Annotated in this window: 28 protein-coding genes; 15 read left to right on the top strand and 13 right to left on the bottom strand. The window is 47.4% G+C overall.

Annotated features, from left to right (window positions below):
• Positions 1–53: 53 nt before the first annotated feature.
• The 4 genes from ICN15_RS03005 to ICN15_RS02990 form a co-directional block, all read right to left on the bottom strand.
• Entirely contained in the window at positions 54–1,043 is a 990-nt protein-coding gene (locus ICN15_RS03005; protein WP_216201143.1) for a beta-ketoacyl-ACP synthase III, read from the bottom strand.
• The gene (plsX, locus tag ICN15_RS03000) at positions 1,043–2,053 is read right to left on the bottom strand and encodes a phosphate acyltransferase PlsX (protein WP_216201516.1); all 1,011 of its coding nucleotides are present in this window, start codon (positions 2,051–2,053) and stop codon (positions 1,043–1,045) included. Before plsX ends, ICN15_RS03005 begins: the two co-directional genes overlap by 1 nt.
• A gap of 82 nt (positions 2,054–2,135) precedes the next feature.
• Positions 2,136–2,315, bottom strand: a complete 180-nt coding sequence (rpmF, locus tag ICN15_RS02995; protein WP_011902241.1) for a 50S ribosomal protein L32 — start codon at positions 2,313–2,315, stop codon at positions 2,136–2,138.
• 105 nt (positions 2,316–2,420) lie between these two features.
• Positions 2,421–2,999 carry a DUF177 domain-containing protein gene (locus tag ICN15_RS02990; RefSeq protein ID WP_216201142.1) on the bottom strand — a complete coding sequence of 193 codons (579 nt, stop codon included), beginning with the start codon at positions 2,997–2,999 and terminating at the stop codon, positions 2,421–2,423.
• Positions 3,000–3,042: 43 nt separating this feature from the next.
• Here ICN15_RS02990 and ICN15_RS02985 point away from each other — a divergent pair, with 43 nt between their 5' ends.
• Positions 3,043–3,636 (top strand): Maf family nucleotide pyrophosphatase, encoded by a 594-nt coding sequence (locus ICN15_RS02985; RefSeq protein ID WP_216201141.1) that lies wholly within the window; start codon positions 3,043–3,045, stop codon positions 3,634–3,636.
• Positions 3,637–3,664: 28 nt separating this feature from the next.
• Positions 3,665–4,438, top strand: coding sequence for an SAM-dependent methyltransferase (locus tag ICN15_RS02980; RefSeq protein WP_216201140.1), 774 nt, complete (start codon positions 3,665–3,667; stop codon positions 4,436–4,438).
• A 45-nt stretch (positions 4,439–4,483) separates the two neighbouring features.
• Here the strand turns inward: ICN15_RS02980 and ICN15_RS02975 are convergent, their stop codons facing one another.
• From ICN15_RS02975 to ICN15_RS02965, 3 genes are read right to left on the bottom strand one after another with little or no spacing between them, the layout of a single operon-like run.
• The gene (locus tag ICN15_RS02975; RefSeq protein WP_216201139.1) at positions 4,484–5,443 is read right to left on the bottom strand and encodes a S49 family peptidase; all 960 of its coding nucleotides are present in this window, start codon (positions 5,441–5,443) and stop codon (positions 4,484–4,486) included.
• Between the two features lie 51 nt (positions 5,444–5,494).
• Positions 5,495–6,184 (bottom strand): HAD-IIIA family hydrolase, encoded by a 690-nt coding sequence (locus ICN15_RS02970; protein WP_216201138.1) that lies wholly within the window; start codon positions 6,182–6,184, stop codon positions 5,495–5,497.
• Positions 6,185–6,199: 15 nt separating this feature from the next.
• A complete protein-coding gene (locus ICN15_RS02965) occupies positions 6,200–7,222 on the bottom strand; it encodes an RluA family pseudouridine synthase (RefSeq protein ID WP_216201137.1) in 1,023 nt (340 codons plus the stop codon).
• 461 nt (positions 7,223–7,683) lie between these two features.
• On the opposite strand from ICN15_RS02965, the gene ICN15_RS02960 reads away from it, so the two are divergent.
• The 5 genes from ICN15_RS02960 (at position 7,684) to ICN15_RS02940 (ending at position 13,771) form a co-directional block, all read left to right on the top strand.
• On the top strand, positions 7,684–10,350 hold the full coding sequence (locus ICN15_RS02960) for an Rne/Rng family ribonuclease (protein WP_216201136.1): 2,667 nt from the start codon (positions 7,684–7,686) through the stop codon (positions 10,348–10,350).
• 82 nt (positions 10,351–10,432) lie between these two features.
• Positions 10,433–11,542 (top strand): GTP 3',8-cyclase MoaA, encoded by a 1,110-nt coding sequence (moaA, locus tag ICN15_RS02955; protein WP_216201135.1) that lies wholly within the window; start codon positions 10,433–10,435, stop codon positions 11,540–11,542.
• Positions 11,542–12,147 carry a molybdenum cofactor guanylyltransferase MobA gene (gene mobA / locus ICN15_RS02950; protein ID WP_216201134.1) on the top strand — a complete coding sequence of 202 codons (606 nt, stop codon included), beginning with the start codon at positions 11,542–11,544 and terminating at the stop codon, positions 12,145–12,147. Before moaA ends, mobA begins: the two co-directional genes overlap by 1 nt.
• On the top strand, positions 12,144–13,466 hold the full coding sequence (gene glp, locus ICN15_RS02945; protein ID WP_216201133.1) for a gephyrin-like molybdotransferase Glp: 1,323 nt from the start codon (positions 12,144–12,146) through the stop codon (positions 13,464–13,466). Before mobA ends, glp begins: the two co-directional genes overlap by 4 nt.
• 11 nt (positions 13,467–13,477) lie before the next feature.
• Positions 13,478–13,771 (top strand): hypothetical protein, encoded by a 294-nt coding sequence (locus ICN15_RS02940; protein ID WP_216201132.1) that lies wholly within the window; start codon positions 13,478–13,480, stop codon positions 13,769–13,771.
• Positions 13,772–13,809: 38 nt separating this feature from the next.
• Here ICN15_RS02940 and ICN15_RS02935 read toward each other — a convergent pair whose 3' ends face one another.
• Positions 13,810–14,823, bottom strand: a complete 1,014-nt coding sequence (locus ICN15_RS02935) for a D-glycerate dehydrogenase (RefSeq protein WP_216201131.1) — start codon at positions 14,821–14,823, stop codon at positions 13,810–13,812.
• A gap of 119 nt (positions 14,824–14,942) precedes the next feature.
• On the opposite strand from ICN15_RS02935, the gene fdxA reads away from it, so the two are divergent.
• From fdxA to ICN15_RS02910, 5 genes are read left to right on the top strand one after another with little or no spacing between them, the layout of a single operon-like run.
• A complete protein-coding gene (gene fdxA, locus ICN15_RS02930) occupies positions 14,943–15,266 on the top strand; it encodes a ferredoxin FdxA (RefSeq protein ID WP_216201130.1) in 324 nt (107 codons plus the stop codon).
• A 1-nt stretch (position 15,267) separates the two neighbouring features.
• Positions 15,268–16,311, top strand: coding sequence for an NAD(P)/FAD-dependent oxidoreductase (locus ICN15_RS02925; RefSeq protein ID WP_216201129.1), 1,044 nt, complete (start codon positions 15,268–15,270; stop codon positions 16,309–16,311).
• A 38-nt stretch (positions 16,312–16,349) separates the two neighbouring features.
• Entirely contained in the window at positions 16,350–17,144 is a 795-nt protein-coding gene (locus ICN15_RS02920) for a thymidylate synthase (RefSeq protein ID WP_216201128.1), read from the top strand.
• Positions 17,145–17,171: 27 nt separating this feature from the next.
• Complete coding sequence (locus ICN15_RS02915; protein ID WP_216201127.1) at positions 17,172–17,669, top strand: dihydrofolate reductase; 498 nt, start codon at positions 17,172–17,174, stop codon at positions 17,667–17,669.
• Between the two features lie 20 nt (positions 17,670–17,689).
• Positions 17,690–19,096 (top strand): DUF2252 domain-containing protein, encoded by a 1,407-nt coding sequence (locus ICN15_RS02910; protein WP_216201126.1) that lies wholly within the window; start codon positions 17,690–17,692, stop codon positions 19,094–19,096.
• 9 nt (positions 19,097–19,105) lie between these two features.
• On the opposite strand, the gene ICN15_RS02905 is transcribed toward ICN15_RS02910, so the two are convergent.
• Together ICN15_RS02905 and pmbA are read right to left on the bottom strand one after the other, a co-directional pair.
• Positions 19,106–20,188, bottom strand: coding sequence for a TRAP transporter substrate-binding protein (locus ICN15_RS02905; protein WP_216201125.1), 1,083 nt, complete (start codon positions 20,186–20,188; stop codon positions 19,106–19,108).
• Between the two features lie 30 nt (positions 20,189–20,218).
• Entirely contained in the window at positions 20,219–21,565 is a 1,347-nt protein-coding gene (gene pmbA / locus ICN15_RS02900; protein WP_216201124.1) for a metalloprotease PmbA, read from the bottom strand.
• Between the two features lie 26 nt (positions 21,566–21,591).
• Between pmbA and mog the strand changes: the two genes are divergently transcribed.
• Positions 21,592–22,215 (top strand): molybdopterin adenylyltransferase, encoded by a 624-nt coding sequence (mog, locus tag ICN15_RS02895; RefSeq protein WP_216201123.1) that lies wholly within the window; start codon positions 21,592–21,594, stop codon positions 22,213–22,215.
• 9 nt (positions 22,216–22,224) lie between these two features.
• Here the strand turns inward: mog and orn are convergent, their stop codons facing one another.
• The gene (gene orn / locus ICN15_RS02890; RefSeq protein ID WP_216201122.1) at positions 22,225–22,812 is read right to left on the bottom strand and encodes an oligoribonuclease; all 588 of its coding nucleotides are present in this window, start codon (positions 22,810–22,812) and stop codon (positions 22,225–22,227) included.
• Positions 22,813–22,827: 15 nt separating this feature from the next.
• On the opposite strand from orn, the gene ICN15_RS02885 reads away from it, so the two are divergent.
• Positions 22,828–24,078: a M48 family metallopeptidase gene (locus ICN15_RS02885; RefSeq protein ID WP_216201121.1), complete on the top strand. Its 1,251-nt coding sequence runs from the start codon at positions 22,828–22,830 to the stop codon at positions 24,076–24,078.
• A gap of 24 nt (positions 24,079–24,102) precedes the next feature.
• A complete protein-coding gene (gene rsgA / locus ICN15_RS02880) occupies positions 24,103–25,116 on the top strand; it encodes a ribosome small subunit-dependent GTPase A (protein WP_216201120.1) in 1,014 nt (337 codons plus the stop codon).
• Here rsgA and ICN15_RS02875 read toward each other — a convergent pair.
• Positions 25,061–26,020 carry a CobD/CbiB family protein gene (locus ICN15_RS02875; protein ID WP_216201119.1) on the bottom strand — a complete coding sequence of 320 codons (960 nt, stop codon included), beginning with the start codon at positions 26,018–26,020 and terminating at the stop codon, positions 25,061–25,063. The genes rsgA and ICN15_RS02875 overlap by 56 nt on opposite strands.
• Positions 26,017–26,754, bottom strand: coding sequence for a CoA pyrophosphatase (locus ICN15_RS02870; protein WP_216201118.1), 738 nt, complete (start codon positions 26,752–26,754; stop codon positions 26,017–26,019). The genes ICN15_RS02875 and ICN15_RS02870 overlap by 4 nt, the downstream gene beginning before the upstream one ends.
• Between the last annotated feature and the right edge of the window lie 22 nt (positions 26,755–26,776).

Here is a 26,776-nt window from a genome sequence, read left to right as displayed (position 1 = left end):
GGGAATAATCGCCAAATGAGAGTTATTGATATTACTGCTGCTTAAATGCTTATTTAGTACTTAATGATTGCCGCACCCCAAGCAAAGCCGCCGCCCACACCTTCCAATAAAAGATGTTGACCGCGCTGGATTTGACCTGATCGAACCCCGGCGTCTAAGGCAAGTGGAATAGATGCAGCAGAGGTATTGCCATGCTCATGCACCGTCACAATGACTTTGTCCATCGACATCCCCATCTTGCGAGCGGTACTCTCCATGATCCGAATATTGGCTTGATGTGGCACTAACCAATCAATTTGCTCAGGCTTCAGATTGGCTTTTTCTAAGACCTCATGAGCCACCTGCTCAAGAACCTTGACCGCTAACTTGAATACGGCTGGGCCGTCCATGGTTAAGTAGGCAGAGCCCTCTACACCACCCTGTTTAGCGCGTCCTGGCACGCACAAGATATCGCGTTGACTGCCATCAGCGTGCAAGGCCGTTGCCAAAATGCCAGACTCAGATGAAGCTTCCAGCACTACAGCGCCAGCACCATCACCGAATAAAACTGAAGTCGTACGATCTTGAAAATCTAAAATACGAGAGAAGGTTTCTGCACCGAGAACCAATACTTTTTTATAAGTGCCTGTACGAATAAATGCATCCGCAATCGCAAGAGCGTAAGTAAAGCCTGCGCAGACTGCCTGCACATCAAATGCGGCGCAGTGGGTGTGAGCGCCCAACTTATCTTGCACTACACAAGCAGTGCTTGGGAAACCACCTAAATGATCCGGTGTCGAGGTCGCCAAAATGATCAGATCAAGATCTTCCGAAGTGCAGCCAGCCATCTCTAATGCTTGCTGAGCCGCCTTCACCGCTAAGTCGCTCGTCAACTCATTGTCTGCAGCGAAGTGACGGGCTGAAATACCACTGCGAGTCACGATCCACTCATCACTAGTCTCAACGCCAATCTTCGCCAAACGCTCAACGAGATCTTGATTCGTTAAGCGCAACTCAGGAAGATAACCTCCGGTTCCCGCCACCCGAGAATAGGTACTCGTCATTATTTTGTCTCCACCACAAAAGCCTGAGCAATGCGCTCTACCATGCGATTTTTTGACGCTTCATAGGCGCGATCGAGCGCATAAGCAAATGCAAAGCGATCTGCAGAGCCATGACTCTTGATGACGCAACCTCGTAATCCGAGAAGTACTGCACCGTTATAACGGCGATGATCAACCCGCTTACGCACACGCAGCAATGGGACCATGGCGCAGATCCCCATCAATTTAGTCAGCCATGAGCGATTAAATTCTTGCTTAATTAAGCCACTCATCATCTTGGCTAAACCTTCGCTGGCCTTAAGGACGGCATTACCCACAAAACCATCACACACCACGATATCCGTAGTGCCTTTAAAAATATCATTACCTTCTACGTTGCCATAAAAGTTGAGGTTTGCTTGGTGCAGTAACTCGCTAGTGCGCTTGACCACCTCATTACCTTTAATCACTTCTTCACCAATATTGAGAAGACCAATTGACGGATTTGGTTTGCCATCAATCACCTGAAGCATCACGTTGGCCATTTGCGCAAATTGCACCAAGTGCATCGGTTCGCAATCTGCATTAGCACCGAGATCCAGCATGGTAGTACCAAGGCCCTTTTCATTGGGGATTGAAGCGGCGATCGCAGGACGATCGACGCCATCTAATGTTTTTAAGATGTAGCGAGCAATAGCCATCAAGGCACCCGTATTACCAGCGGAGATGACAGCATCGGCTAAGCCTTCATTGACTTGCTTAATGGCGACGCGCATCGAAGAATCTTTTTTGCGGCGCAGTGCTACCTCAATGGGATCATCCATCAGAACAACTTCACTGGCAGAAATAATTTGAATACGCTCCAATGGCGCTTTAGGAAACTCGCGTAATGCCTGTTGAAGTAATGCTGGATTACCAACCAAGATAATCTTCACATCAGCATATTTTTCAAGGAAATCGCAACACGCAGGAACAGTCACGACTATCCCGTGATCTCCGCCCATGGCATCGATAGCAAGAGTGATGCTCATAAAAGGATCAATCGCTGCGAGTGGTTTATCCAAGAAAAAAGCGGCTTTTTAGGGAGCCGCTTCTATCTTTTAGACTAAGAAGTTAGTCGTTTTTAGTTTTAACAACTTTACGGCCACGATAGTAGCCATTTGGTGAAATGTGGTGGCGTAAATGGGCCTCACCGGTTGTGGCTTCAACAGCCGTAGCAGGTGCGGTCAAAAAGTCGTGCGCACGGTGCATGCCACGTTTGGATGGGGATTTTTTATTCTGTTGGACGGCCATATTGAACTCCTAAGCAAGGCAATATTCTAACATGGAAAATTCGTTAAATGCTTGATTTAGTAGCAATTGAAGCTTCAAAGGCAAGCCGGGTTTGATGCCCTAATATCAATTTTTCTTCATATTTTTCAATATGTTGAAGGGGTTTGGGGGATTTTCTGAAGGCTCAGCCGCCACCCCGACCCCCCCAAATGCAGAGGCATGGGGTTTGCAGGCGCCCCTTAGATGTTTAGGAATCAAGGGGAAAGAAAGCAAAATTTCATCCTCAATCAGCCCCAAAAGGTCAAAGTGCTGACTCGCAACCAAAGGTTCCTGTAAATCATCCTCAATGGGAAAAGCATCCGCCTCGGCCTCAGTGGCAACCAAAATAAATCGGCTCTTCTGCTCCAGATCAAAGCCGCAGTCTTGCAAACAGCTCTGACAGACCAGGTGAATGCGACCTTTTACCTCTAATTCCACTATTTGCCGAGGTTCTGAGCCTGGAGAATCGGCAAAGTGGGTTTGTATCTGCCAATGAAAACCATCTCCAGGTTCAATACTAGAAGCCTCTTCAACCAATCTAGGCAGTTCCGCAATCTCTAAAAAACCAGCCCCTTGATAGGATTGAGGTGCGCAGAAATCAACCCTGCGTAATGCATTTGGATCGGCGGATAACTCAACTTGAGGTAAAACTTGATTACGATTCATGACATCAGTCTAAATGAAGGCTTCAGCGAAAGTACACGAAGTGATGAGTAATTCTGCAAAAAAACTAATTTTGGCATCCACCTCGGTCTACCGTCGAGAGCTCTTGGAGCGCCTACACATTCCCTTTTCTGTGGTGTCACCTCAGGTGGATGAAACCCCTCTCAATGGTGAGAGCACACTAGCCTTAGCTTTACGACTGGCTAATGCAAAAGCTAAGGCGGTTGCTAAAGATCATCCTGATGCTTGGGTAATCGGCTCCGATCAAGTCGCAGACCTTTGTGGAGCAGCGCTTGGTAAACCCGGAAACTTTGAACGGGCACTGGCACAACTACAGCTCATGCGTGGCGCCACAGTTACTTTTCATACGGCGTTGTGTCTGATGCATGGGGAAGTTGAAACGACGTTAAGCGTTCCAACTGAAGTTACGTTTCGCAAACTGTCTGATGCCGTTTTGGAGGCTTATCTGCATGCGGAGGAGCCCTATGATTGTGCCGGTAGCGCCAAATCTGAAGGCTTAGGAATTACTCTCTTAGAAGCCATTCAGAGTGATGATCCCACTGCATTAATTGGTCTGCCATTGATTGCGTTAAGTGGTCTTTTAAGGGATGCTGGCTTTGTTATTCCAGCAAAGCAATAAAAACAAAAAAGCGAAACTAAATAACTCCATGAGCTCAACCTTAGGCACTCTCTTTTTAATTCCCAATACCTTGGGTGATCATGCTCGCGCCGAACAATTACCTTGGGTTCTGCCAAATGAAACGCTAACTCAAACATCTAAGCTGACTCATTGGATTGTGGAAGATGCCAAGACTGCACGTGCTTTTCTGAAGGCAGTAGATAGCGTTTCACCCTTGGCCTGCAGCATCCAAGAGATGCAAATGAGCGAGTGGCGTGGTGCAGCCAGAAACGCGAAGTATGGTGATGCAGTTAAACCGATGGATTTGCTCAAGCCATTAATGGCGGGGAAGGACATGGGCTTGATGTCAGAAGCGGGTGTTCCTGGAGTAGCGGATCCCGGTGCTGAGCTGGTACTAGCAGCTCACCAGCTGGGCGCCAGAGTAAAGCCTTTGGTTGGTCCAAGCTCCATTTTGTTGGGCCTCATGGCTAGCGGACTCAATGGTCAACGGTTTGCGTTTCAAGGCTACATTCCGCATGATGCACAAGACCGTATCGCGAGACTGAAACAGCTAGAAGTCGAATCTAGAAAATTGGGGCAGACTCAAATCTGGATTGAGACGCCCTATCGCAATACCGCCATGCTCATGGCTTGCCTCGCTACATTAGCGCCACAATCCATGCTCTGCCTTGGGATGGATCTCAGCCTGAACAGTGAATTAATTACTACGCTTACGATTGCAGATTGGCGCAAGCGCTATCCAAATGAAGCGGCATGCGCCTTATTACAAAATAGGCCAGCAGTATTTCTATTGCTGGCCTAAGTTTGTTTTGCTCGGTTTTTTTCTGCGTTGATCTGCGTTGTTTGCTTACTTCAGATCAGGGGTCTTGATCAGCGCTTTACCAGCCGCAGCACCAACCTCAGCGCCAAAGCGCTTAGCAACCCGCTCGGCGAAATTCTCTTTCATGGTGTAATCCAGAATATCTGGAGCCTTAAAGATATCACGAGCGACTGAATCTACTGATCCGTAGCCATCCACTAAACCAATTTTGATGGCTTGCTCGCCATTCCATACTCGGCCAGAGAATATCTCTGGAGTTTCTTTTAAGCGATCACCACGACCTGCTTTCACAACCGCAATAAATTGTTGATGAATTTCATCAATCATGGTTTTAATCATCTCTACTTGCTTTGGATTTTCTTTAGAAAATGGATCCAGCATGCCTTTGTTGGATCCCGCAGTAATCATGCGACGCGTTACCCCTAACTTATCCATCAAGCCTGTGAAACCAAAACCTTCCATGATCACGCCGATTGACCCTACCAAGCTCGCTTTATCTACGAGGATTTGGTCACCAGCAACAGCGACGTAATAACCCCCAGAAGCGCAAATATCTTCAACCACTACATAAAACAGTTTGCTGGGATAGAGCTTACGCAAGCGATGAATTTCATCATTGATCATGCCGGCTTGTACTGGTGAACCGCCAGGGCTATTGATACGCAATACCACCCCTGCGCTATTTTCATTTTCAAAGGCGGCGGTGAGTGAGGAGTTGATATCCAAGGCATTCGCCATAGAGCTTGAGGAGATTTCCCCCTCAAGTGTGACCAAGGCAGTATGTTTTTCAACACCCATGCCGCGCCCTGGCAGATGAAAATCAAAGATCGCTAGAATTGCGCCCACAAAAACAATTAAGGTCAGCACCCTAAATATCGCTCTCCAGCGACGCGTCTTACGGGTCTCTTTTAAGTTCTCCAATAGCAAATGCTCTAGGGCTTGACGCTCCCAGTTTTGATTCGAATTACCTGGCTGATTTTGTTCCATTGCTTTTAACTCCTTGGCTGCTATTTTGTATGCATACTTAGTATGGCGTATTTAGCTATTTTTGACAGTGAGATTCTGACTTAACCAGCCCGCTAACTGCGAGACATCATCCACATGAATTAAAGAGGCTGATTCTTTTAAAGTATTTGGGGGGTGTGCACCATAAGTGACTGCTACCGCATCCACGCCAGCATTGGCTGCCATGTCCAAATCATGGGTCGTGTCTCCAATCATGAGCATACGACGCATGGGCACCTGCATCACATCAGATAATTCTAAGAGCATGCCAGGATGAGGTTTAGAGAAGGACTCATCTGCAGTGCGTGTTTCATGAAATATCTGTTCTAGCTGATGATGCTTCAAGGAGCGATTCAATCCCACGCGGGATTTACCAGTAGCAACCCCCAACAGGTAACCATCCTCGCGCAAATTGGCTAACAACTCCCGGATTCCCGGAAATAAATCCAACTCATGGTCTTTCGCTAAATAGTGATATCGAAATCGTTCGGTCAACTTAGGAAAATGGGCCGGTTCAATCCAAGGTACTGCCCTTCTCAGCGAATCCTGAATCCCCAAACCGATGACTGAGCTGGCCAGGGAATCACTCGGCTCCTTAAAGCCTAAATCACGGCAAGCCTGCTGAATGCAATCCACGATCGTCGGCGTCGAATCCATAATGGTTCCATCCCAATCCCACACAATCAGGTCATAGCGTCTTTCGGGTTTTTGTTCTTCAATCATGTACGTATTCGCTACTTAGTTCTTTTCAGTGGGTATTTCAAAGTGCTTCATCATGGTTGTAAATTCAGCAGGCAAGGGAGATTCGATGCGCATCTTCTCTCCTGTCCGTGGATGAGTAAAGCCAGCCAAATGGGCATGTAAATATAAGCGCTTCGATTTCACCAGCTTATCTTGATCCTCAAAGCCATACTTATCATCACCCAAAATAGCATGGCCGAGTTTTTGGAGATGAACCCGAATCTGATGGGTTCGTCCCGTTTTGAGCTGCGCTTCAGCCAAAGTAATCGCAGCCCCATCCCGTTTCATTGTTTTCAAAACCCGCAAAGCCGTGTGACTTGGTAAGCCATCGGGATCCACGCGCACGCGACGCTCTCCATTGGGTAATAAATACTTATGGAGCGCAAACTTCAACTGCATAACACCAGCGCCTTGAGCAATTTCTCCGTGGGCGAGCAAGAAATAACGCTTATCTGTTTGCCCTTCCCGAATCTGCCGGTGCAACTCGACCAAGGCACTGCGTTTTTTGGCTAACAATAAAACGCCTGAAGTATCTCGATCTAAGCGATGCACCAATTCGATAAACTTCAACTCTGGACGGGTAATACGGAGGGTTTCAATCACACCCAGAGCAATGCCCGATCCACCATGAACTGCCAAACCTGCCGGTTTATTCACTATTAATAAGGCCTCATCCTCAAACAGAATGGGCATTTTGTCTGAATAACCTTGTGCCCGAGACTTGGTTTGGGCGTTATTAACGGCTGCCATTTGAGCGGGCTCAGCAATCCGAACTGGGGGAACCCTCACCACATCCCCCTCAATTAAGCGGGTAGTTGGCTCCGCCCTTTTCTTATTGACCCGAACCTCACCAGAACGAATGATCCGATAAACATGGCTTTTTGGAACTCCTTTGGCCCAACGCAGCAGATAATTATCCAAACGCTGGCCAGCCTCCTCGGGACCAATGGTCTGAAGATGAACAGCAGCAGGAGCAGGTGTTTTTGCCGGTAAAGACTTAAAAGTGGGTTCGGATTTCATGATTTAACGCTCTTGCCAACCAGTAAAGGGGTGACAAGGGACTTAACAATACCCCATTGTCATTCAACTTGTGCCGTATAATCAACGCTCTAGCCAATTTATTGGCCCGAGACTGGCCTGATTCAGGTTAAGCTCGTGGAGCTTGGAGTCGCCCTTAATAGACTCCCGGGGTTGCCCCTCCCCCGTTGTAATGAGGCGCAGGGTTAGTGTGCCGTATGCCGCGACCCGCGATTAGAAGACAGTTTCCAGGCGCGCGCCTGCATTGATGACCTAAAGGAGGTCTCTGCGGCGATCGTCAAGTGTGGCACCGGTTTAACTTACATTGAACTCGGTGTGCCAGGCAAAAAATGCCTGGATAAGTTTGTTCCACACTCCAAAGCCGCCAATGGGTTATGCCCCAAGCGGTTCTAACTTGTCCCTAACGCAGCGCGCAACGACGCACTCCCCACTAGGAGAGTGTTATGAAACGAATGTTATTTAATGCAACTCAACAAGAAGAGTTGCGAGTTGCCATCGTCGATGGTCAAAAACTCATTGATATCGATATCGAAGCTGCCGGTCGTGAACAACGCAAAGGCAATATTTACAAAGGTGTTATTACTCGCATTGAGCCCTCGCTCGAAGCTTGCTTTGTCAATTACGGCGAAGAACGTCATGGCTTCCTGCCATTTAAAGAAGTTGCCCGCACCTACTTTAAAGAGGGTGTTGATGTCCGTAATGCCTCTATTAAAGAAGCACTACGCGAAGGCCAAGAAATCATTGTTCAGGTAGAAAAAGAAGAGCGTGGCCAAAAAGGCGCTGCCCTCACTTCTTTTGTATCCCTGGCAGGTCGCTATTTGGTATTAATGCCAAATAACCCCCGTGGAGGCGGTGTTTCTCGTCGTATTGAAGGTGAAGACCGTCAAGAACTGCGTGATGCGATGTCCCAACTCAACATACCCGATGGCATGAGCATCATTGCTCGTACTGCTGGTATTGGCCGTGATGCCACTGAATTACAGTGGGACTTAAGCTATCTCATGCAGTTGTGGACTGCAATTGATGAAGCCGCCAAAGGCAACTCTGCACCACTATTAATTTACCTCGAGTCCAGTTTAGTCATCCGTGCGATTCGGGACTACTTCCAGCCAGATATCGGCGAGATCCTCATCGATACTGATGACATCTACGAACAAGCTGCTGCATTTATGTCGGTAGTGATGCCGGATAACTTGCCAAGAGTAAAGCGTTATCAGGACGATGTGCCCTTGTTCTCTCGCTTCCAAATTGAGCACCAAATTGAAACAGCTTACTCACGTACAGTGCCGTTGCCATCTGGTGGCGCAATCGTCATTGACCACACCGAAGCCTTGGTTTCAGTGGACGTGAACTCCGCACGCGCAACCCGTGGCTCTGACATTGAAGAGACCGCTACCCGCACCAACTTAGAAGCAGCCGATGAAATTGCCCGTCAAGCACGTTTACGTGACTTAGGCGGACTCATCGTCATCGACTTTATTGATATGGAATCCAGCAAGGCACAAAAGGATGTGGAGAATCGCTTACGCGATGCTTTGCGTCATGATCGTGCACGCGTTCAGATGGGTAAGATTTCCAAGTTTGGTCTGATGGAAATGTCTCGCCAGCGCTTGCGCCCTGCCCTGTCCGAAGGTAGTCACGTGACTTGCCCTCGCTGTAACGGCACTGGCCATATCCGCGATACCGAATCCTCTGCATTGCAAGTCTTGCGCATCATTCAAGAAGAGGCAATGAAAGAAAACACAGCCGCTATTCACACACAAGTTCCAGTCGAAGTAGCTGCTTTCTTATTAAATGAGAAGCGCGCTGAAGTGATCAAGATTGAGTCCCGCTTCAAAGTCAATGTCTTAATGGTTCCAAATAAGCATTTAGAAACACCCCATTACAAACTAGAGCGTTTACGTCATGATGATCCCCGTCTTGACGATCAAAAGGCAAGTTATGTAATGGCTGAAGAAGCTGCGCGTGAGCTAGAGACTGATACTGCCGTGAGCCGTAAGGACGCGGAAGTTAGAGTCCGTCCAGAGGCTGCAGTAAAAGGCATTACCCCAAATGCACCAGCCCCAGTAAGTCAGCCGCGCCCTGCACGTGTTGAGCAAGCAAGCGGCGAAACTGCTAGCGCTGGCGGATTCTTTGGATTTATTAAGAACCTGTTCTCTTCATCACCAGCGCCAGAAGTAAAGCCTGCTCCAAGTGCTCCACGTGGTCGCAATCAAAACAATCGCAATGGCAGTAGCAGTGGCAATAACCGCAATCGTGGTCGTCGTGGTGAACGCAACGATCGTGGTGAGCGTCCAGCGGAAGGTACAGCAGCAGGCACAGAGGGTACAAGTACACCACGCGAAGCGGGTGCCGGTAGAGGCCGTCAAGACGGCCGTAACCGCAACAGTAATCGCAATCAAAATAATCAAAACCCGAAACCAGAAAATCAAGCTGCGGTAACTCCAGCTACTGAGGCTGCACCGGGTTCTGAAACTGCTCCAGGTGCAGATGTTAACGAGCCTCGTGGTCGTGGTCGTAATCGTCGTGGTCGTGGTCGTGGTCAACGTGGTGAACGCACAGATGCGAACGGTGATGCAGCAATTGCTGCCGTTGTTTCAGAAGTAACTACGTTCTCTGGACCACCAGCAGGAATGGCTGGAGCATCTGCTTCCATGCCCATTCAGAATATTGCTGAGAGTTTTGGCAATGCCGTAACTTCTACACCAGCAGTTACCAACGAAGTAAGAGAAAGAACTCCACGCGAGCCAAGAGAGTCTAAAGAGCAACGTGCCCCGCGTCAAAGTAATCGCCCAGCTAGTAACTCTGCAGAAACTGCTCCACAGACTGTAAGTGCACTAACACCAGCGATTGAAGTGATTGCCAAGCCGATGCCTGAGCTTCCAAAGGTTGCCTTCCAGGCGCTAGAGGAAACACCGTTGCATAGCGTAGTTCAGTCTGCCGGTATGGTCTGGGTAGCAACAGACTCTAGCAAGCACCAGGAAGCACAATCACAAATCCAAGCAGAACCAGAAATTGTGCCGATGGGCAGAACACCCAAGGCACCAGTAAGCTTACAAAATGGTCCAATGGTTTTAGTTGAAACTGGCGGCCAAGAAAAAACGGTATAAAGCGATTTCTCCAGACTGCTATTTATCTCATAAGGATATTTGGCAGTTTGGCAGAAACACCGTTTCACAGCCATAATTACTCATGGTTGAAAAAGTCATCCCCATCCGTTTAGATGAAGGCAAAGGCCTGACACCGTCTATTCCGGGACAGCTCATGCCCGCTAGTGCCTCCACTAGAGATAGTCGTGGACGACCACTGCGTGACTTACGTATCTCCGTCACCGATCGATGTAATTTCCGCTGCACTTACTGTATGCCAAAGGAAATCTTTGATACGAATTACCCTTACCTTGCTCATCAAGAGTTACTCAGCTTTGAGGAAATCACTCGGTTAACTAGTATCTTCGCCTCACTTGGGGTTGAGAAAATTCGCCTTACCGGTGGCGAACCTTTGCTTCGAAAAAATCTCGAGGTGCTTGTCGAAATGCTGGCAAAGATTCGGACGACTTCAGATCAAGCTCTAGATTTAACACTGACTACCAACGGCAGCATTTTGCGTAAGAAGGCTCTTGCATTAAAAGCTGCAGGCCTGCATCGACTCACTATCAGCCTTGATGGTCTTAATGATGACATCTTCAAAAAGATGAATGATGTGGATTTTCCAGTAACCGATGTACTCGATGGCATTGCCGCAGCCCAAGAGGCTGGCTTTACCAATCTCAAAGTGAATATGGTTGTGAAGAAGGGTACTAACGACCAAGAAATTATTGCGATGGCCAAGCACTTTAAAGGCACTGGCATTACATTGCGCTTTATTGAATTTATGGATGTGGGCAGCTCTAATGGCTGGGATATGTCACAAGTTCTTCCTTCAAAAGACGTAGTTGCCCGAATTAATGCCGTCTTTCCGATAGAAGCTCTCGAGGCGAATTATCCTGGTGAAGTTGCTCAACGCTGGCGCTACGTCGACGGCTCTGGAGAAATTGGTTTTATTTCCAGCGTCACCCAAACCTTTTGTCATGAGTGCACGCGTGCGCGCATTTCAACAGATGGGCAGATGTACCTTTGCTTGTTTGCAAATAAAGGGTTTGATTTCAAAACACTGCTGCGCGCAAACAAAAGTGATTTAGAAATTGCAAATGTCATTATGAGTACCTGGGCAGTCCGCGATGATCACTATTCAGAAATTCGGGGATCCAACACGGCAATGTCAAATACCCGAAAAGTAGAGATGTCTTATATCGGCGGCTGATGATTACTGCAAATCAAATCACTGGACTCATTTTGGCGGGTGGCCGCGCTCAGAGAATGGGTGGTATCGATAAAGGTTTAATTCCTTTTCATGGCAAGCCACTCATTGAGTTAGCTATTAATCGTTTGAAACCTCAAGTCAGCACGATTCTGATTAATGCGAACCGCAGCATTACGAAGTACTCACATTACGGCTACCCAGTACTGATGGATGAAACCCCTGATTTCTCTGGTCCATTAGCCGGCTTCTCAGTCGGTCTGAAGCATTGCCAGACACCCTACTTGCTAACCTCCCCTTGTGACTCCCCTTTATTGCCAACTAATCTTGCAGAAAAGATGGCAGCGGAACTAGAACAACAGAATTTAGAATTAGTTTACGCATCCTCAAGAGAGGCTGATGGAAAGATTTGGGCTCAACCGGTTTTCTGTTTAATGCGCAATGATCTTCAAGATTCCTTGAATGCTTTTTTAAGCAAGGGTGATCTAAAGATTGATCGCTGGTTTAAAACAGTGCAGTCTGGAACGGTGGTGTTCGACCATCCACTAGCATTTGCGAATGTGAATACGCCAGAAGAGTTAGCCGCCCTAGAAGAAGTATCGTCATGACTGATTTAATCAAACACTCTCCGAATAGCCCGATTCTCTTGACAGCCTCACTTCATGTCGATGAAGCTCGCAAGGCCATCTCTAATCTCGTCAATGAAATACTGCAAGAGTCTTGCAAACTCAATCATGCGAGTGACATTGAATCTATTCCGCTTGACCAGGCAATTAACCGCATTCTGGCAGAAGATTTGCTTTCCCCTATCGACGTCCCTGCAGCTGATAACTCCGCGATGGATGGCTTTGCATTGAATGGGGATTGCCTGAGTGAGAGTGAGAACATCATGACCCTCAAGGTAGTGGGCACTGCCTATGCCGGTAAGCCCTATGAAGGAAAAATTGCTCAGGGCGAATGCCTTAAGATCATGACTGGCGCACTCATGCCTCATGGCTGCGATACCGTGATTCCTCAGGAATTAACCAAATCTGCAGATGATTCAATTGTCAGCCTCAAACAAAATCAAGTGAAGCGCGGTGAAAACCGACGTTTACGCGGCGAAGATTTAACCAGAGATAAAGCAGCCATTACTGCAGGTCGGCTATTGCGACCTTCCGATCTTGGTCTCGCCGCTTCCTTAGGTATTGCCAAACTTCAAGTACGCCGCAAACTCAAGGTAGCCATTCTGTCATCAGGAGATGAATTGCGCCCTCTAGGGCAAGCCTTAGATGCGGGCAGCATTTATGACAGCAATCGCTACAGTCTGACTGGCCTTCTCAACCGACTGAATCTAGAAATCATAGACTGCGGCATTGTGCGCGATGACCCTGCCTCTCTTAAGGCGGCATTTTTAGAGGCAGCTTCCAAAGCAGATGTGCTCATCTCGTCAGGCGGTGTGTCGGTTGGTGAGGTAGACTTTACTAAGCAAATCATGCAAGAACTGGGCGATGTGGGTTTTTGGAAAATTGCGATGCGGCCGGGACGCCCTATGGCTTTCGGAATGTTGAAGCCAGCCCAACCCTCCGGCCGAAAAACCCTCTTCTTTGGTTTACCTGGAAATCCAGTAGCAGTGATGGTGACCTTTTACCAATTTGTGCGCTCCGCCCTGTTACAGCTGAATGGTGCAAATCAGACCGAACCACCGCTGACCCAGGCCATTTCTGAGGTGGCGATTCGCAAAAAGCCCGGTCGTACGGAATTTCAGCGGGCTATTTTGGGTCGCGGGATAGACGGAAAGCCCACAGTCAAACTCACTGGTAGTCAGGGTGCTGGAATTCTGCGATCAATGAGTGAAGCAAATTGCTTCGTCATCCTGCCTCATGACCAAGGCAATGTTGCTGAGGGAGAGTGGGTAGATGTAGCACTTTTTGACGGACTGCTTTAAGATTGCACTCCATGAAACTCACCAAAAAAGAAATTACCTTCGTAGATCCAATGCATACCGCCAAAACCCTGGTTTTGGTTTATCTCTGCTTCTCTTTTCCCATTGTCTTGTTAGCCCTATTTGTAGCCTTCATTCGTGATGGCTCTATCCCGGGATTTACAGTACTTTCAGCATTGATACTCAATGCCCTACTCGGTTTTGCTTTGCTCTGGATTGCTTGTAAAGTCTACAACTGGGTTGCGGGCAGATTTGGTGGCATCGAACTCGCCCTGAGAGAGCTTCCAGAAGAAATCGAAGCTGACTAATTTTTTAGTCGACTTCGATTGGTTTCTGTAGTCCGCTTTTAATCCTGAAACACTTCCGCATTAATTAAGCTTGGGGGTTTCTTGCCTGCCAACGCGGCTTGTAAATTTTCAATGGCGAGGTCCACCATCGCTCTGCGGGTTTTCTCTGTAGCGCTCGCAATGTGAGGGGCCAACACGATATTGCTGCACTTGAGTAATTCTGGGTGCACCTGAGGCTCGCCCTCGAAAACATCTAAGCCAGCAGCAAAGATCTTACCGCCTTGTAATGCGTTGGCTAAGGCGAGATCATCCACAATGCCACCGCGAGCAATATTAATCAGGGTCGCAGTGGGCTTCATCAGGGCAATTTCTGATGCACCAATCGTATGATGATTTTGAGGGGTGTAAGGCAAAACTAAGACAACATGATCCGCGGTACGGAGTAATTCCTCCTTGGAGACATAACTTGCTCCACATGCTTTTTCATCCTCGGGAGATAAGCGGCTACGATTGTGATACACCACCTTCATACCAAAACCAAGTGCGCGCTTTGCAATGCCTTGGCCAATCCGCCCCATGCCAATAATGCCCACAGTGCTGTGATGCAAATCCATACCTAATGGGTTATTCACAATCGACCACTGATCCCATTTTCCCGCTCTCACCCAATGCTCAGATTCAGTAATCCGTCGGGCGGTGGCCATCAGTAAAGCAAACCCAAAATCAGCAGTAGTGTCGGTAAGAACATCAGGAGTATTAGTAGCCATCACCCCAGCGGCAGTGATAGCCGGAACATCAAAATTGTTGTATCCCACTGAGATATTGGCCACTATCTTTAAATTTTTAGCCTCGGAGAGGGCGATGGCATCAATTCGTTCGCTACCGGCAACAAGGGCACCCTCCACATCTGAAAGTGCCTTTTGAAGCTCTTCGGGGGTGAAAATTTTGTCGGACTGGTTAGAGCGCACCTCAAAAGATTCCTCTAGTTTAGCTAGCGCCTCAGGAAATATGGCTCTAGCAACCAGAATTTTGGGTTTATGGGCTGGATTGGTGGTGTTGTGTTGGGTAGTCATAACGAGACTTTACCTCAACTAAATTGAACTTTATGCCTGAAAAAAGGAGCTGATTCAGCTAAAATCGTCCTTTTACAACCTGAAGTCCATTTATCTGGGCTCTACACCTTTAAACCATCATGACTTACGTTGTTACTGAAGCTTGTATCCGCTGCAAATACACTGACTGTGTTGATGTCTGCCCTGTCGACTGTTTTCGCGAAGGTCCTAATTTTTTAGTGATCGATCCTGATGAATGTATTGATTGCGCCGTATGCGTTCCAGAGTGCCCAGTCAACGCTATTTACGCAGAAGATGATGTGCCTGGCGATCAACAAGCATTTATTCAATTAAATGCGGATTTATCAGCCTCATGGACATCCATCACCAAGTCCAGAGCTTCGTTACCGGAAGCGGAAGAATGGAAAGACGTCAAAAATAAACTTGATCAACTGGTAAGGTAAATTGCATTCTCCCATTGAAACCGATGCAATCATTATTGGTGCCGGTCCAGTGGGGCTCTTTCAAGTCTTCGAGCTTGGGCTCCTTGACATTAAAACGCATGTTATTGATTCCCTCCCTGAAATTGGGGGGCAATGCATTGAGCTCTATCCAGATAAACCAATCTACGACATTCCGGCAATACCAGTTTGCACGGGCCGAGAGTTAGTATGCAATCTCTTAAAACAAATCAAGCCATTTGCGCCACAGTTTCATCTAAACCAAGAGGTCTCCACCCTGGAGAAGCAAGCGGATGGGCGCTTTCTGATTGGCACATCCCTGGATCAACAGTTCCTCACTAAAACCGTCTTCATTGCAGCTGGAGTTGGTGCATTTCAACCAAGAACTCTGAATCTGGAGGGGATTGAGGCTTTTGTAAATCAGCAGGTGTTCTATCGAGTTAAAGACCCAGAGCAATTCAAAAACAAACGTATTGTAATTTGTGGTGGTGGAGATTCAGCACTTGATTGGGCATTGCACTTTATTGGCATTGCCGCCAGTGTCACCCTCATCCATCGTCGGGATGATTTCAAAGCAGCACCTCAATCCGTTGCTCAGATGCGCGCCCTTTGTGCTGCAGGCGAAATGCAATTATTGATTGGCCAAATTACTGGCCTAGAATCGGATTATGGGCTTCTCACTGGGATTGCCGTCACTAATATTGATGGCGAAGTTCATCAGATTGAACTAGATTCACTCTTACTCTTTTATGGTCTCTCGCCCAAATTAGGCCCGATTGCAGACTGGGGTCTAGAAATTGATCGTAAACAAATCGCTGTGGACACTGCCTGCTTTCAAACCAGTGCCCCCGGTATCTTTGCTGTGGGGGATATCAATATCTACCCCGGCAAGAAAAAACTGATTTTGTCGGGCTTTCATGAGGCAGCTTTGGCCGCTTTTGCTGCAGCAGCTTACTTAGCTCCAGAAAAGCAGATTCAACTCCAGTACACCACCACCTCCCCTAAGCTTCATAAAGCACTCGGGGTGAGTCCTGCAACATTCGAGTAAGCTCTCTTTATCACTGAATTATTTGACTAAATAAACTGATGCATCAATATCACGATCTCATGAAGGAAGTCCTTGCAAAGGGCGTCCACAAAGCCGACAGAACCGGGACCGGCACTCTCTCCATCTTTGGGCACCAGATGCGTTTTAATCTGGCCGATGGCTTTCCAATGGTGACTACCAAGAAACTGCACCTCAAGTCCATCATTCTCGAATTGCTGTGGTTTCTTAAAGGTAGTACCGACAACAATTGGCTTAAAGAGCGCGGTGTTTCCATTTGGAATGAATGGGCAGCGGAAGATGGTGATCTGGGCCCAATTTATGGCTATCAGTGGCGTTCTTGGCCGACCCCTAATGGTGAGCATATCGATCAGATTGCCGAGGTCATCAAGGCTCTTAAAGAGAATCCAGACTCTCGTCGCATGATTGTCTCAGCCTGGAATGTGGCGGATATCCCCCGCATGGCTTTGGCACCTTGCCATGCTTTCTTTCAGTTTTATGTGGCCGATGGCAAATTATCCTGCCAACTGTATCAACGCAGTGCCGATATTTTCTTAGGCGTGCCTTTTAATATCGCTAGCTATGCTTTATTGACACATATGATGGCGCAACAGTGCAATCTAGCAGTGGGTGACTTTGTGTGGACCGGTGGTGACTGCCATCTCTATAGCAACCATTTAGAGCAAGTCGATCTCCAGTTGTCGAGAGACTTTTATCCTCTGCCTAAGCTCAATATTTTACGCAAACCAGACTCGATCTTTGATTATGAATTCGAAGATTTTGAAATTGCTGGATACGAGTCTCATCCAGCCATCAAAGCTCCTGTGGCAATTTAACAGCAATTTAAAACAATCGATTCCTTTATGACTCTAGCAACACACCCCGCCATCTCCATGATTGTTGCCCGCTCACGCAATCACGTCATCGGCAAAGATAATCAAATGCCTTGGAAGATTTCTGCAGATTTGCAGTTCTTCAAAAAAGTGACGATGGGTCATCCTGTCATCATGGGACGCAAGACTTGGGAATCCATTGGCCGCCCCCTACCAGGACGTCGCAATATCGTCGTGAGTCGTAATACTGACTTGCAACTGATAGGCGCTGAAGTAGTTCACTCGCTTGATGCAGCACTTAGTGCTCTGAGCGATTTTCCTCGCGTATTTATGATTGGTGGAGAGCAACTCTTCACTCAATCTTTCCCAAAAGCAGACCGCCTTTACCTTACCGAAATCGATATCGACGTAGCAGGTGGTGATACCTTTTTTGAGGTACCTAATCCATCCGAATGGAAAGAGGTGGAACGTACCCCTGCCTCTGAGGGAGACATCACGTTTAACTTCATTACGCTTGAGCGGAAATAGAATTAGAGCATCATCAAGCCATGGCAAGTGATCTATACCAATCTTTTCTTAGCAAAAACCTCAGCCCCAAAGAACGCCAAGAGCTTGGTAAATCAGTACGCAAAGAGGTCAGCCGAACTTCAATAGGTGATTTCAAGATCAAGGGTAAGCGTCAAGACCCCATTGATATCTTAATTTCGCAAGGAAAAACTCGAATTCCAGAATACGTCCCGATTCGTCATGCGCGTATGGCAGTTGATCCATTTGCATTTTTTCGCGGGGGCGCTGCAATGATGGCAAAAGACCTCGCCGGCATTCCAAGCCCCCCTATTAGCGTCCAACTGTGCGGTGATATGCATGTGAGTAATTTCGGATTCTTCTCTACGTCTGAGCATCAATTGGTCTTCGGCATTAATGATTTTGATGAAACCCTTCCCGGTAACTTTGACTGGGATCTAAAGCGGCTCACGGCGAGTGCGATGATTGCCGCTCAGCAACTAGGACAAGATCAAGCCTATGGAGAAATGATTGTCCGCAATATTGTTAGGATCTATCGAAATCAACTGCACATTTACTCGACTCTTCCCTATGTTGACCTGAAACGCACTTATATTGATGAGAAAGTTTTAAAAAGTGCGACACTCCAGTACGGCGACCCGGTAAGTCAAAAATACTTACAAAAATTATTGGATAAGGCACGAAAAAATAATAATTCAGGTGTGCTTGGTAAGTTAACAGAGGTGACTTCCGCAGGGATTCGACTCATCAACAATCCTCCGTTTGTAGAGCATCTCGAACGCTCTTATCACGGAGGAAAGATATCAGAACTCAATGATGAAGGTGTAAATTCTTACATAAAGTCTTTGTCACCCGATCGAGTCAATTTACTATTACGCTATAAATGGATTGACTGGGCACGAAAAATAGTTGGGGTAGGTAGCGTAGGCACTTCTTGCTCAGTTATTTACCTTGAAGGTCATGATGTGAATGACCCCCTTTTTCTGCAAGCCAAACAAGCGCAACCATCTGTTCTAGCGCCCTTTTTTCCGAATACGCAATTTGGCTCAGAAGGAGAGCGGGTTGTGCATGGTCAATGCTTAATTCAAGGTGCGCCAGATCTCTTTTTAGGCTTTGGAAAAACATCTGAACAAGAGTTTTATATCAGACAGTTACGCGACATGAAGGGAGGGATTTCAGTAGGTGGTGATGGTATTAATACTGAGGTATTTCCTGATTTTGCAAAACTCTTTGGTTGGGCCCTAGCAAATGCCCATGCACGCTCTGGAGATCCTGCTGTGCTTGCAGGATACTGCGGAAGAGGTGAGGCACTCGATGATGCGCTGGTCAAATTCTCGATTGCCTATAGCAAGCAAAATGAAGTGGACTACGATACCTTTTTGCGCTCTATTAAATCAGGGAAGATCAGCTGCGCTAAAGAGACTTTTTAAAGCGAAACATTACAGCTTCTTTGCAAAGCTGTATTGAGCAAATGCCTGTTCAGCGACACTGAACCACTGAGCCTCCATGTTTCTGAAAGCCCGATAGTCTTCGAAGATTTTCTTAAACTGGGGATTTTTTGCTGACTCTTCTGCATATGTCTCTTGGCTTGCTTTAAAGCAGGCGTCCATTACCGAAGTATTGAACTTACGCAGCACAGCTCCATTTTGAAGTAGACGCTGTAATGCTGGTGGATTCAAAGCATCGTATTTGGCGCACATATCCGTATGCGCTTCGAAGCAAGCGGCTTCCCATGCTGCCTGATAGGACGGTGGCAAAGAATCCCATTGCTTCTTATTGACTAAAAATGAGAGGCCAGCGGCACCTTCCCAAAAAGCCGGGTAATAGTAATTTTTTGCGACCTTGGCTAAACCCAACTTCTCATCATCGTAAGGGCCAACAAATTCAGCGGCATCAATGGTTCCTTTTTCTAGAGCGGAATAAATTTCACCAGCAGGTAACTGTTGCGGGACCACTCCCAACTTAGCGAGTACTTGTCCTGCAAAGCCAGCAATCCGAAATTTGAGCCCCTTTAGATCTTCAGGCGACTTAATCTCTTTACGAAACCAACCCCCCATCTGGGTACCGGTTTGGCCGCCTAGGAAATTCACAATGTTGTAGCTAGCGTAGAGCTCTCGCATGAGCTTCATGCCATTGCCATGCAACATCCAAGCAGATTGCTGACGTGCTGTCATACCAAATGGTGCGGCCGTGTCAAAAATAAATGCACTGTTCTTGCCTAGGTAGTAATAACTGGCGGTATGCCCACACTCTACTGTTCCGTTTTGAACTGCATCTAATACCTGCAACGCCGGCACCACTTCGCCAGCAGCAAATATTTTGACATTGAACTTTCCATCCGTTGCCTTACGCAAAGCGCTAGCAAATACTTCTGGGGTACCAAATAAGGTATCTAATGATTTGGGGAAACTGGAGACTAAGCGCCAGTTCAATGTGGGTAAGCTCTGCGCAATGGATGGGGCAGCCAATGCAGCAGCGCCTACGCCAACAGTGGCTTTCTTTAAAAAGGAACGTCTTTGCATTTTTTTCCTCCGAAATAAACTGTTTCTGTTTTATTTACCGCCAACGGTCATAGATCCAATCAAGATAGATCCTATTTCTTTCGTACCCCGAATCAGCGTGTCACTACCAATCATCTGAATATCCAGCAGCATTTCGCGTAAGTTACCAGCAATAGTCACTTCTTCAACCGGATTTTGAATCTCACCGTTTTCAACCCAGTAACCAAAGGCACCACGAGAGTAATCGCCCGTAACATAGTTCACTCCCTGGCCCATGAGCTCAGTGACTAGCAGACCAGTCCCCATTTCTCTTAATAGCGCAGGCAATCCACCCTTTGGCGTCCTTTTGCTTTGTAGGGTTAAGTGATGTGAACCACCTGCATTACCGGTTGTCTTCATACCCAACTTACGAGCAGAATAAGTAGATAAGAAGTAACCTTGCAATATCCCTTTATCAACCACCGTTCTAGCCGAGGTCTTCACACCCTCTTCGTCAAAAGGGGCACTTCCCGTCATGGACTTTAAATGGGGATTTTCAAACAGACTGAGATGCCTTGGAAGTACTTGCTTGCCCAAACTGTCTAATAAAAAACTAGAGCGACGATACAGGGCGCCTCCAGATACTGCCTGCACTAATCCACCTAATATGCCAGCTGCCAAGGGAGCCTCAAAAATAACGGGGCAACGACGCGTACTTAAGGATCGTGCTTTAAGGCGAGAGAGCGCTCGCTCCGCTGCGTACTTACCAATCGCCGCTGGGTTAGCCAACTCTTCGGGAATACGTGAGCTGGAGTACCAGTCGTCCCTTTGCATGCGGGCTTTTTTGCCACCTTCATTAGCTATTGGTGCACAAGAAATATAGTGGCGTGAAAATGGGTAGCCTCCCATAAAACCAAGGCTTGTCCCCATCATGAAATGCGCATGATGTGCAGAGACTGAGGCGCCGTCACTGTTCTGAATTTGCTTGCTAACCGCAAAGGCAGCACCTTCTGCGCTACGAGCAATTTCAATCGCCGTCGCAGAATCTAAATCCCATGGATGAAATAAATCAAGATCGAGTGGGTGCTTTTCAAGGAGCGCCTTTTCGGCAGGACCAGCACAGAGATCTTCTGCCGTGTGTTGAGCAATATGATAAGCAGCTTCGACGGTGGCCTTCAAAGATTCTTTTGAAAAATCGCTAGTGCTGGCATTACCGCGATGATGGCCTAAAAAGACGGTCACTCCGACTTGTTTGTCCAAGCTTTGCTCGATCGTCTCGACTTCACCCTTGCGCACGGTGACCGATAGTCCTTGGCCTTCAGAAATCTCTGCCACAGCATCTGAGGCACCTCTTCTTTTGGCCTCTTTGAGCATGAAATCAATGATTTCTTGAAACTGGTTTGATGTGTATGTAAACATACCCTAATAATAGCTAGAATATAAATATGAACCATACCGAAGCTTGGAAAAGATCCTCCCCGAACGAAACTAAGATCGGCCTAATATCCATCTCGGATAGAGCGAGCAAGGGCGTTTACTCGGATGAGGGCATTCCAGCCTTGCAATTATGGTTAAAGACCGCTATTAGTACCCCTTGCGTCTTTCATGAGCGCTTGATTGCGGATGAACAGGAGGTCATTACTGAGACCATCGTAGAGCTCTGTGATGAGCTTGGATGCGATTTAATCCTCACTACAGGCGGTACGGGCCCTTCCCGCAGAGATGTGACCCCTGAGGCAACAATAGACTCGGGAACCCGTGAAATGCCCGGATTTGGCGAACAAATGCGTCAAATTAGCCTGCACTTTGTGCCTACCGCCATTTTGTCTCGTCAGACGGCAGTTTTGCGAGAAATCGAGGGGCATGCCGCCCTCATTATTAACCTCCCAGGCCAGCCAAAGTCAATCAAAGAAACCTTAGAGGGCTTGAAAGATGCTGAAGGTAATTCCCTTGTGCCCGGCATCTTTGCTGCCGTTCCCTATTGCATTGACTTGATTGGCGGACCTTATATTGAGACTGATGAATCCATCATCAAGGTTTTTAGACCCAAGAGCGCCCTGAAGAAATAAAAACTAGGATTACTCCGGCAAGGGAACAATAAATTTGTCGCGATAGTACTTGAGCTCTTCGATCGATTCTTCAATATCAGCCAAAGCGGTATGGGCTTGGTTCTTTGTGAATCCTTTGATCAACTCAGGGTGCCAACGCTTACAAAGCTCTTTGAGAGTAGAAACGTCAATATTCCGATAATGAAAAAAGGCTTCTAGTTGTGGCATGTACTTGGCCATAAAGCGTCGGTCTTGACCAATCGTATTGCCACACATGGGAGCAATCCCAGGTTTGATGTATTGCTTTAGAAAGGCGATGCATTCTGCCTCTGCTGTGGCCTCACTGGTTGTTGAGGCCTTGACCTTATCAATCAGGCCTGAGCGTCCATGCGTACCCTTATTCCAGGAATCCATCGCATCTAATAAGACATCATCCTGGTGAACCACCCAAACTGGGGCAGTTGCGATGGTATTGAGATGCGCATCGGTCACAATCACGGCAATTTCTAAAATGCGCTCTTTTTCAGGGTCTAGGCCTGACATCTCCATATCCACCCAAATAAGGTGTTCATTGGCTGGCGGGGTTTTTACTGCTGGGGGAACTGTTTTTTCACTCATATCTATAATCATCTCATGACATTCACAATTGTTTTTCTAATCGCCTTCATCGCCAGCTTTGGTCTACGCCACTGGTTATCCCAACGCCAAATTCGTCACGTCGCCATCAACCGCGATGCAGTGCCTGCAGAGTTTAGTTCTCAGATCACCTTGGCAGAGCATCAAAAGGCTGCCGACTATACGATTGCCAAACTTCGCCTCGGTATTTTAGAGAATGGGGTCAGCGCCATTATTTTGATTACCTTCACTCTCTTGGGCGGGTTACAGATTCTGAATATCAGCCTCCTACAATTACTAGGAGAAGGGATTGCCCAGCAAATCGCCCTACTCGTCTCTGTTGTTTTGATTTCCGGAATCATTGATTTACCTTTCTCTTGGTACAAACAGTTTTATCTAGAGGAACGTTTTGGCTTTAACCGGATGAATGCGAAACTCTTCTTCAGTGATATGTTCAAAGGCTTGGGTATTGGCGGCGCTATTGGCGTCCCCCTACTTTGGATCATCCTGAGTCTCATGGCACAAGCAGGTGATTTCTGGTGGCTTTGGGCTTGGGGAGTTCTTACCGGCTTCAGTCTGCTCATGCAGTGGATATTCCCCACATTTATCGCCCCCATGTTTAATAAGTTCAAAGCCCTAGATGAGGGTCCATTGAAAATCCAAATCGAGGCGCTGTTAAGCCGCTGTGATTTTGCAAGCCAAGGCCTCTTTGTCATGGATGGGAGCAAACGTAGCGCTCATGGCAATGCCTTTTTTGCCGGAATGGGTAAGGCGAAACGCATTGTCTTTTTTGATACCTTGATTGAAAAGCTCAATCCCGGTGAAGTAGAGGCTGTACTTGCGCATGAGTTGGGACATTACAAGTGCAACCATATTCGTAAGCGCTTAATCGTTTCTTTTGGTCTGAGTTTTGTGACATTTGCACTCTTAGGCTGGGTCAGCACGCAGCCCTGGTTCTATAACGATCTGGGTGTAATGCCCAACCCAAATGGTTATAACGGTGGCTTAGCATTGGCGCTCTTCCTACTGGTATCGCCGGTATTTAGTTTCTTCCTGACCCCATTGTCTAGCTTGGCATCACGTAAGCATGAATATGAAGCAGATGGATTTGCAGCAGATAAATCCTCCGCCACTGACTTGATTTCCGCCTTAGTCAAACTCTATCAAGACAATGCATCTACCTTAACGCCTGATCCAATCTACACCGCTTTTTATAGCTCGCATCCGCCTGCTCCATTACGCATTGCCAATCTCAAACGTTTTAACTAAGAACCTTAGTTTCTAATCTAGTCAATGGAACAATTTCATGCGCTACTGACTGCTTCCTATGGAAGGCATTACTTAGCGCAGCGCTTAATCACGGACGAGCGCGGAAATGAATCCCCCGGTGGTGAATTAATCCAAGTCAGCACGCCAGCTAAGCAACATATTGGAGCGGTTGGTGATCGGATGCTGCTAGAAATGACTTCAGTCGATCAAGCACGCATTATTCGCATTGAGGCTAGAGAAAATTTACTCTACCGCTCCGATGCTTTTAAGAGCAAATTGATTGCTTCAAACGTCGATCAAATTTTGGTCGTACTCGCGACTCAGCCGGCTTTCTCACCAGATCTTTTGGGTAGGGCTGTGGTTGCAGCAGAGACCAATCAAATTGGCTTACATATTCTGCTCAATAAATGCGACCTCAAGGACAATCTAGAACACGCTCGTAAAATCATCGCGCCCTATGCACGCATGGGCTACCCCGTCACCGAGGTATCAGCGAAGTTTGATGCAGACTCTATCGCAGCCTTGCGGCCTGCTATTTGCGGCAAGGTATCGGTATTTGTGGGTCAATCCGGGATGGGGAAATCGAGCCTACTCAATGCTTGGGTTCCGAATGCAGCAGCGATTACTCAAGAATACTCAGTGCGTTTAGATACCGGTAAGCACACGACAACCGCATGTCGCTACTTTGAATTGCCAGAAGCCTGGGGTCGTGATGCTAACGGTAAATTGGGTGCTTTAATTGATTCCCCAGGCTTTCAGGAGTTTGGTCTCGCACATATGTCAGTCAGTGAACTAGAACATGCCTTTAGAGAGTTTCAGGACTTGCTGGGCCAGTGTCGCTTTCATAATTGCGCGCACCAGTCTGAACCAGACTGCGCAATTCGCGCAGCGGTAGACAGAAATGAAATAGCGCCAGAAAGACTGGCGCTATTTAGGCAATTGCGTTCGGACTCCAAAACCGCCGATACGCAGATTCAGGGAATTAGCCAAGCCAAAGAGCGATGGTCAGCATTAACAATAAAGCCATCCAAACGATAACTAGGCGCCACACTAAGCCAATAGCAGAGCGCATTGTGCGTTCGGTAGGCTCAAGACCCACTTCGTAAATGACTGGCTCACCAGCTTCAGCCATGCGCAAGGCTTCACTGCTATCAGGCTCGCTCATGGGTTCACCCAAGCGCACACCCAAGGCGCCGCTACCGGATGCCAAGATCACTGCCGACAAGGAGTCTGACCACTTACCAGAAAGATAGCGCCATGAATAGACTGCGCCTTCAAAGTTACCCACAATTGCAAAGCCCATCGCGGTAATACGCGCAGGAATCCAGTCCAATACATAGAAGAAATGGCGTGCTGCTTCACTTAAATTGAAATCACCTTTGTCTGACCAGCGCTGAGCAGCAGTATCGGCCAGGCGATACAACACAACTCCTGCAGGCCCCATTGGCATTAAGAACCAGAACAGCACACCAAATACGTGATGATGTGAACCGATAATTGCACGCTCCAAAGCTAAGGAAATCACTTCAGTCTCTGTGAGATTGGAAGCATCTAATTCTGGGCCATACCATTGCGCTATCGCCAAGCGCGCTGCTGGTAAGTCATGATTGGCAATGGCCTCATGCACCACTGTAAATGAATGGCTAAATTGCCGAAAACCAAAAAATAAATAGGCAATCAATACATTCCATAAAAAGCCCAGGATCGGATAGGTCACCATGCAAACAACGTAAATTACAAATACCAGGAAGGTTGGCAGAATGAAAGCAACCAAACAAGCCATACGCGCACCGATCGGACTAGCTCCCTGCTCAGTTTTGCCACCGAATTCACCAGCAACCCAATCTAACCAGCGAGCACTCATCCGCGCAATCCAATGCGTAGAAGTTACTGGGCGATATTGCTCAGCAATAAGGGCGAAGAGAATAGAAAAGAAAGTCATACTTTTAATAAATGATATAGGTTTCGTAACATTCCAGCAGTTGCACCCCAAATAAAGCGGCCCTCATAGGGCATTGAATAAAACTGGCGACCGCCCTGATCACTCTCCCAAACCCTGACTTGATGATTGGCAGGATCCATTAAAAAATGTAACGGCACCTCAAAAACATCTGCCACTTCAAAAGTATCTAGAACATATTCTGCCTGAGGAAGCACCAATGCCACAACCGGCGTCACACTATAGCCCGAAACGGTTAAATACTGAGGTAAATGACCAATGATCTCCACACCTCGCCGATCCAAGCCAATCTCCTCTTCACTTTCTCGCAAAGCGGTGTCATTGGGATCGGCGTCGCCAGGATCCATCCGCCCTCCTGGGAAGCTGATTTGGCCAGCATGATCATGTAAATGATCTGTCCTTTGAGTCAATAACACCGAGAGACCATCGCTCTTGAGAAGAAGAGGAATGAGTACGGCAGCGCGTGTCACTTTACCGGCGGCTTGCCGTTTAAAAATGATGTCCGCGGCGATGACGTGTCGATTCTCATCCGTGATTTCTGGTCCCCAAGCAGGCGGATTCTGAAAACGCGCCTTTAAATTCAGGGGATTGAGATGCTGTCTTGCTACTTTAGGTTGGTCAGCACATACCCGATGGATAGGAATGGCTTGCGCATCAAAACCAACAGGCGCAGCAACACTCAATGCCTGGTCTTGAGGGTTTTCTTGCTGAGTCATAGAGTGATTTTAAGGTAATAAA

The sequence above is a fragment of the Polynucleobacter sp. CS-Odin-A6 genome, from assembly GCF_018882095.1.
Lineage (GTDB): Bacteria > Pseudomonadota > Gammaproteobacteria > Burkholderiales > Burkholderiaceae > Polynucleobacter.
This window is presented reverse-complemented; position numbering and strand designations above follow the sequence as displayed.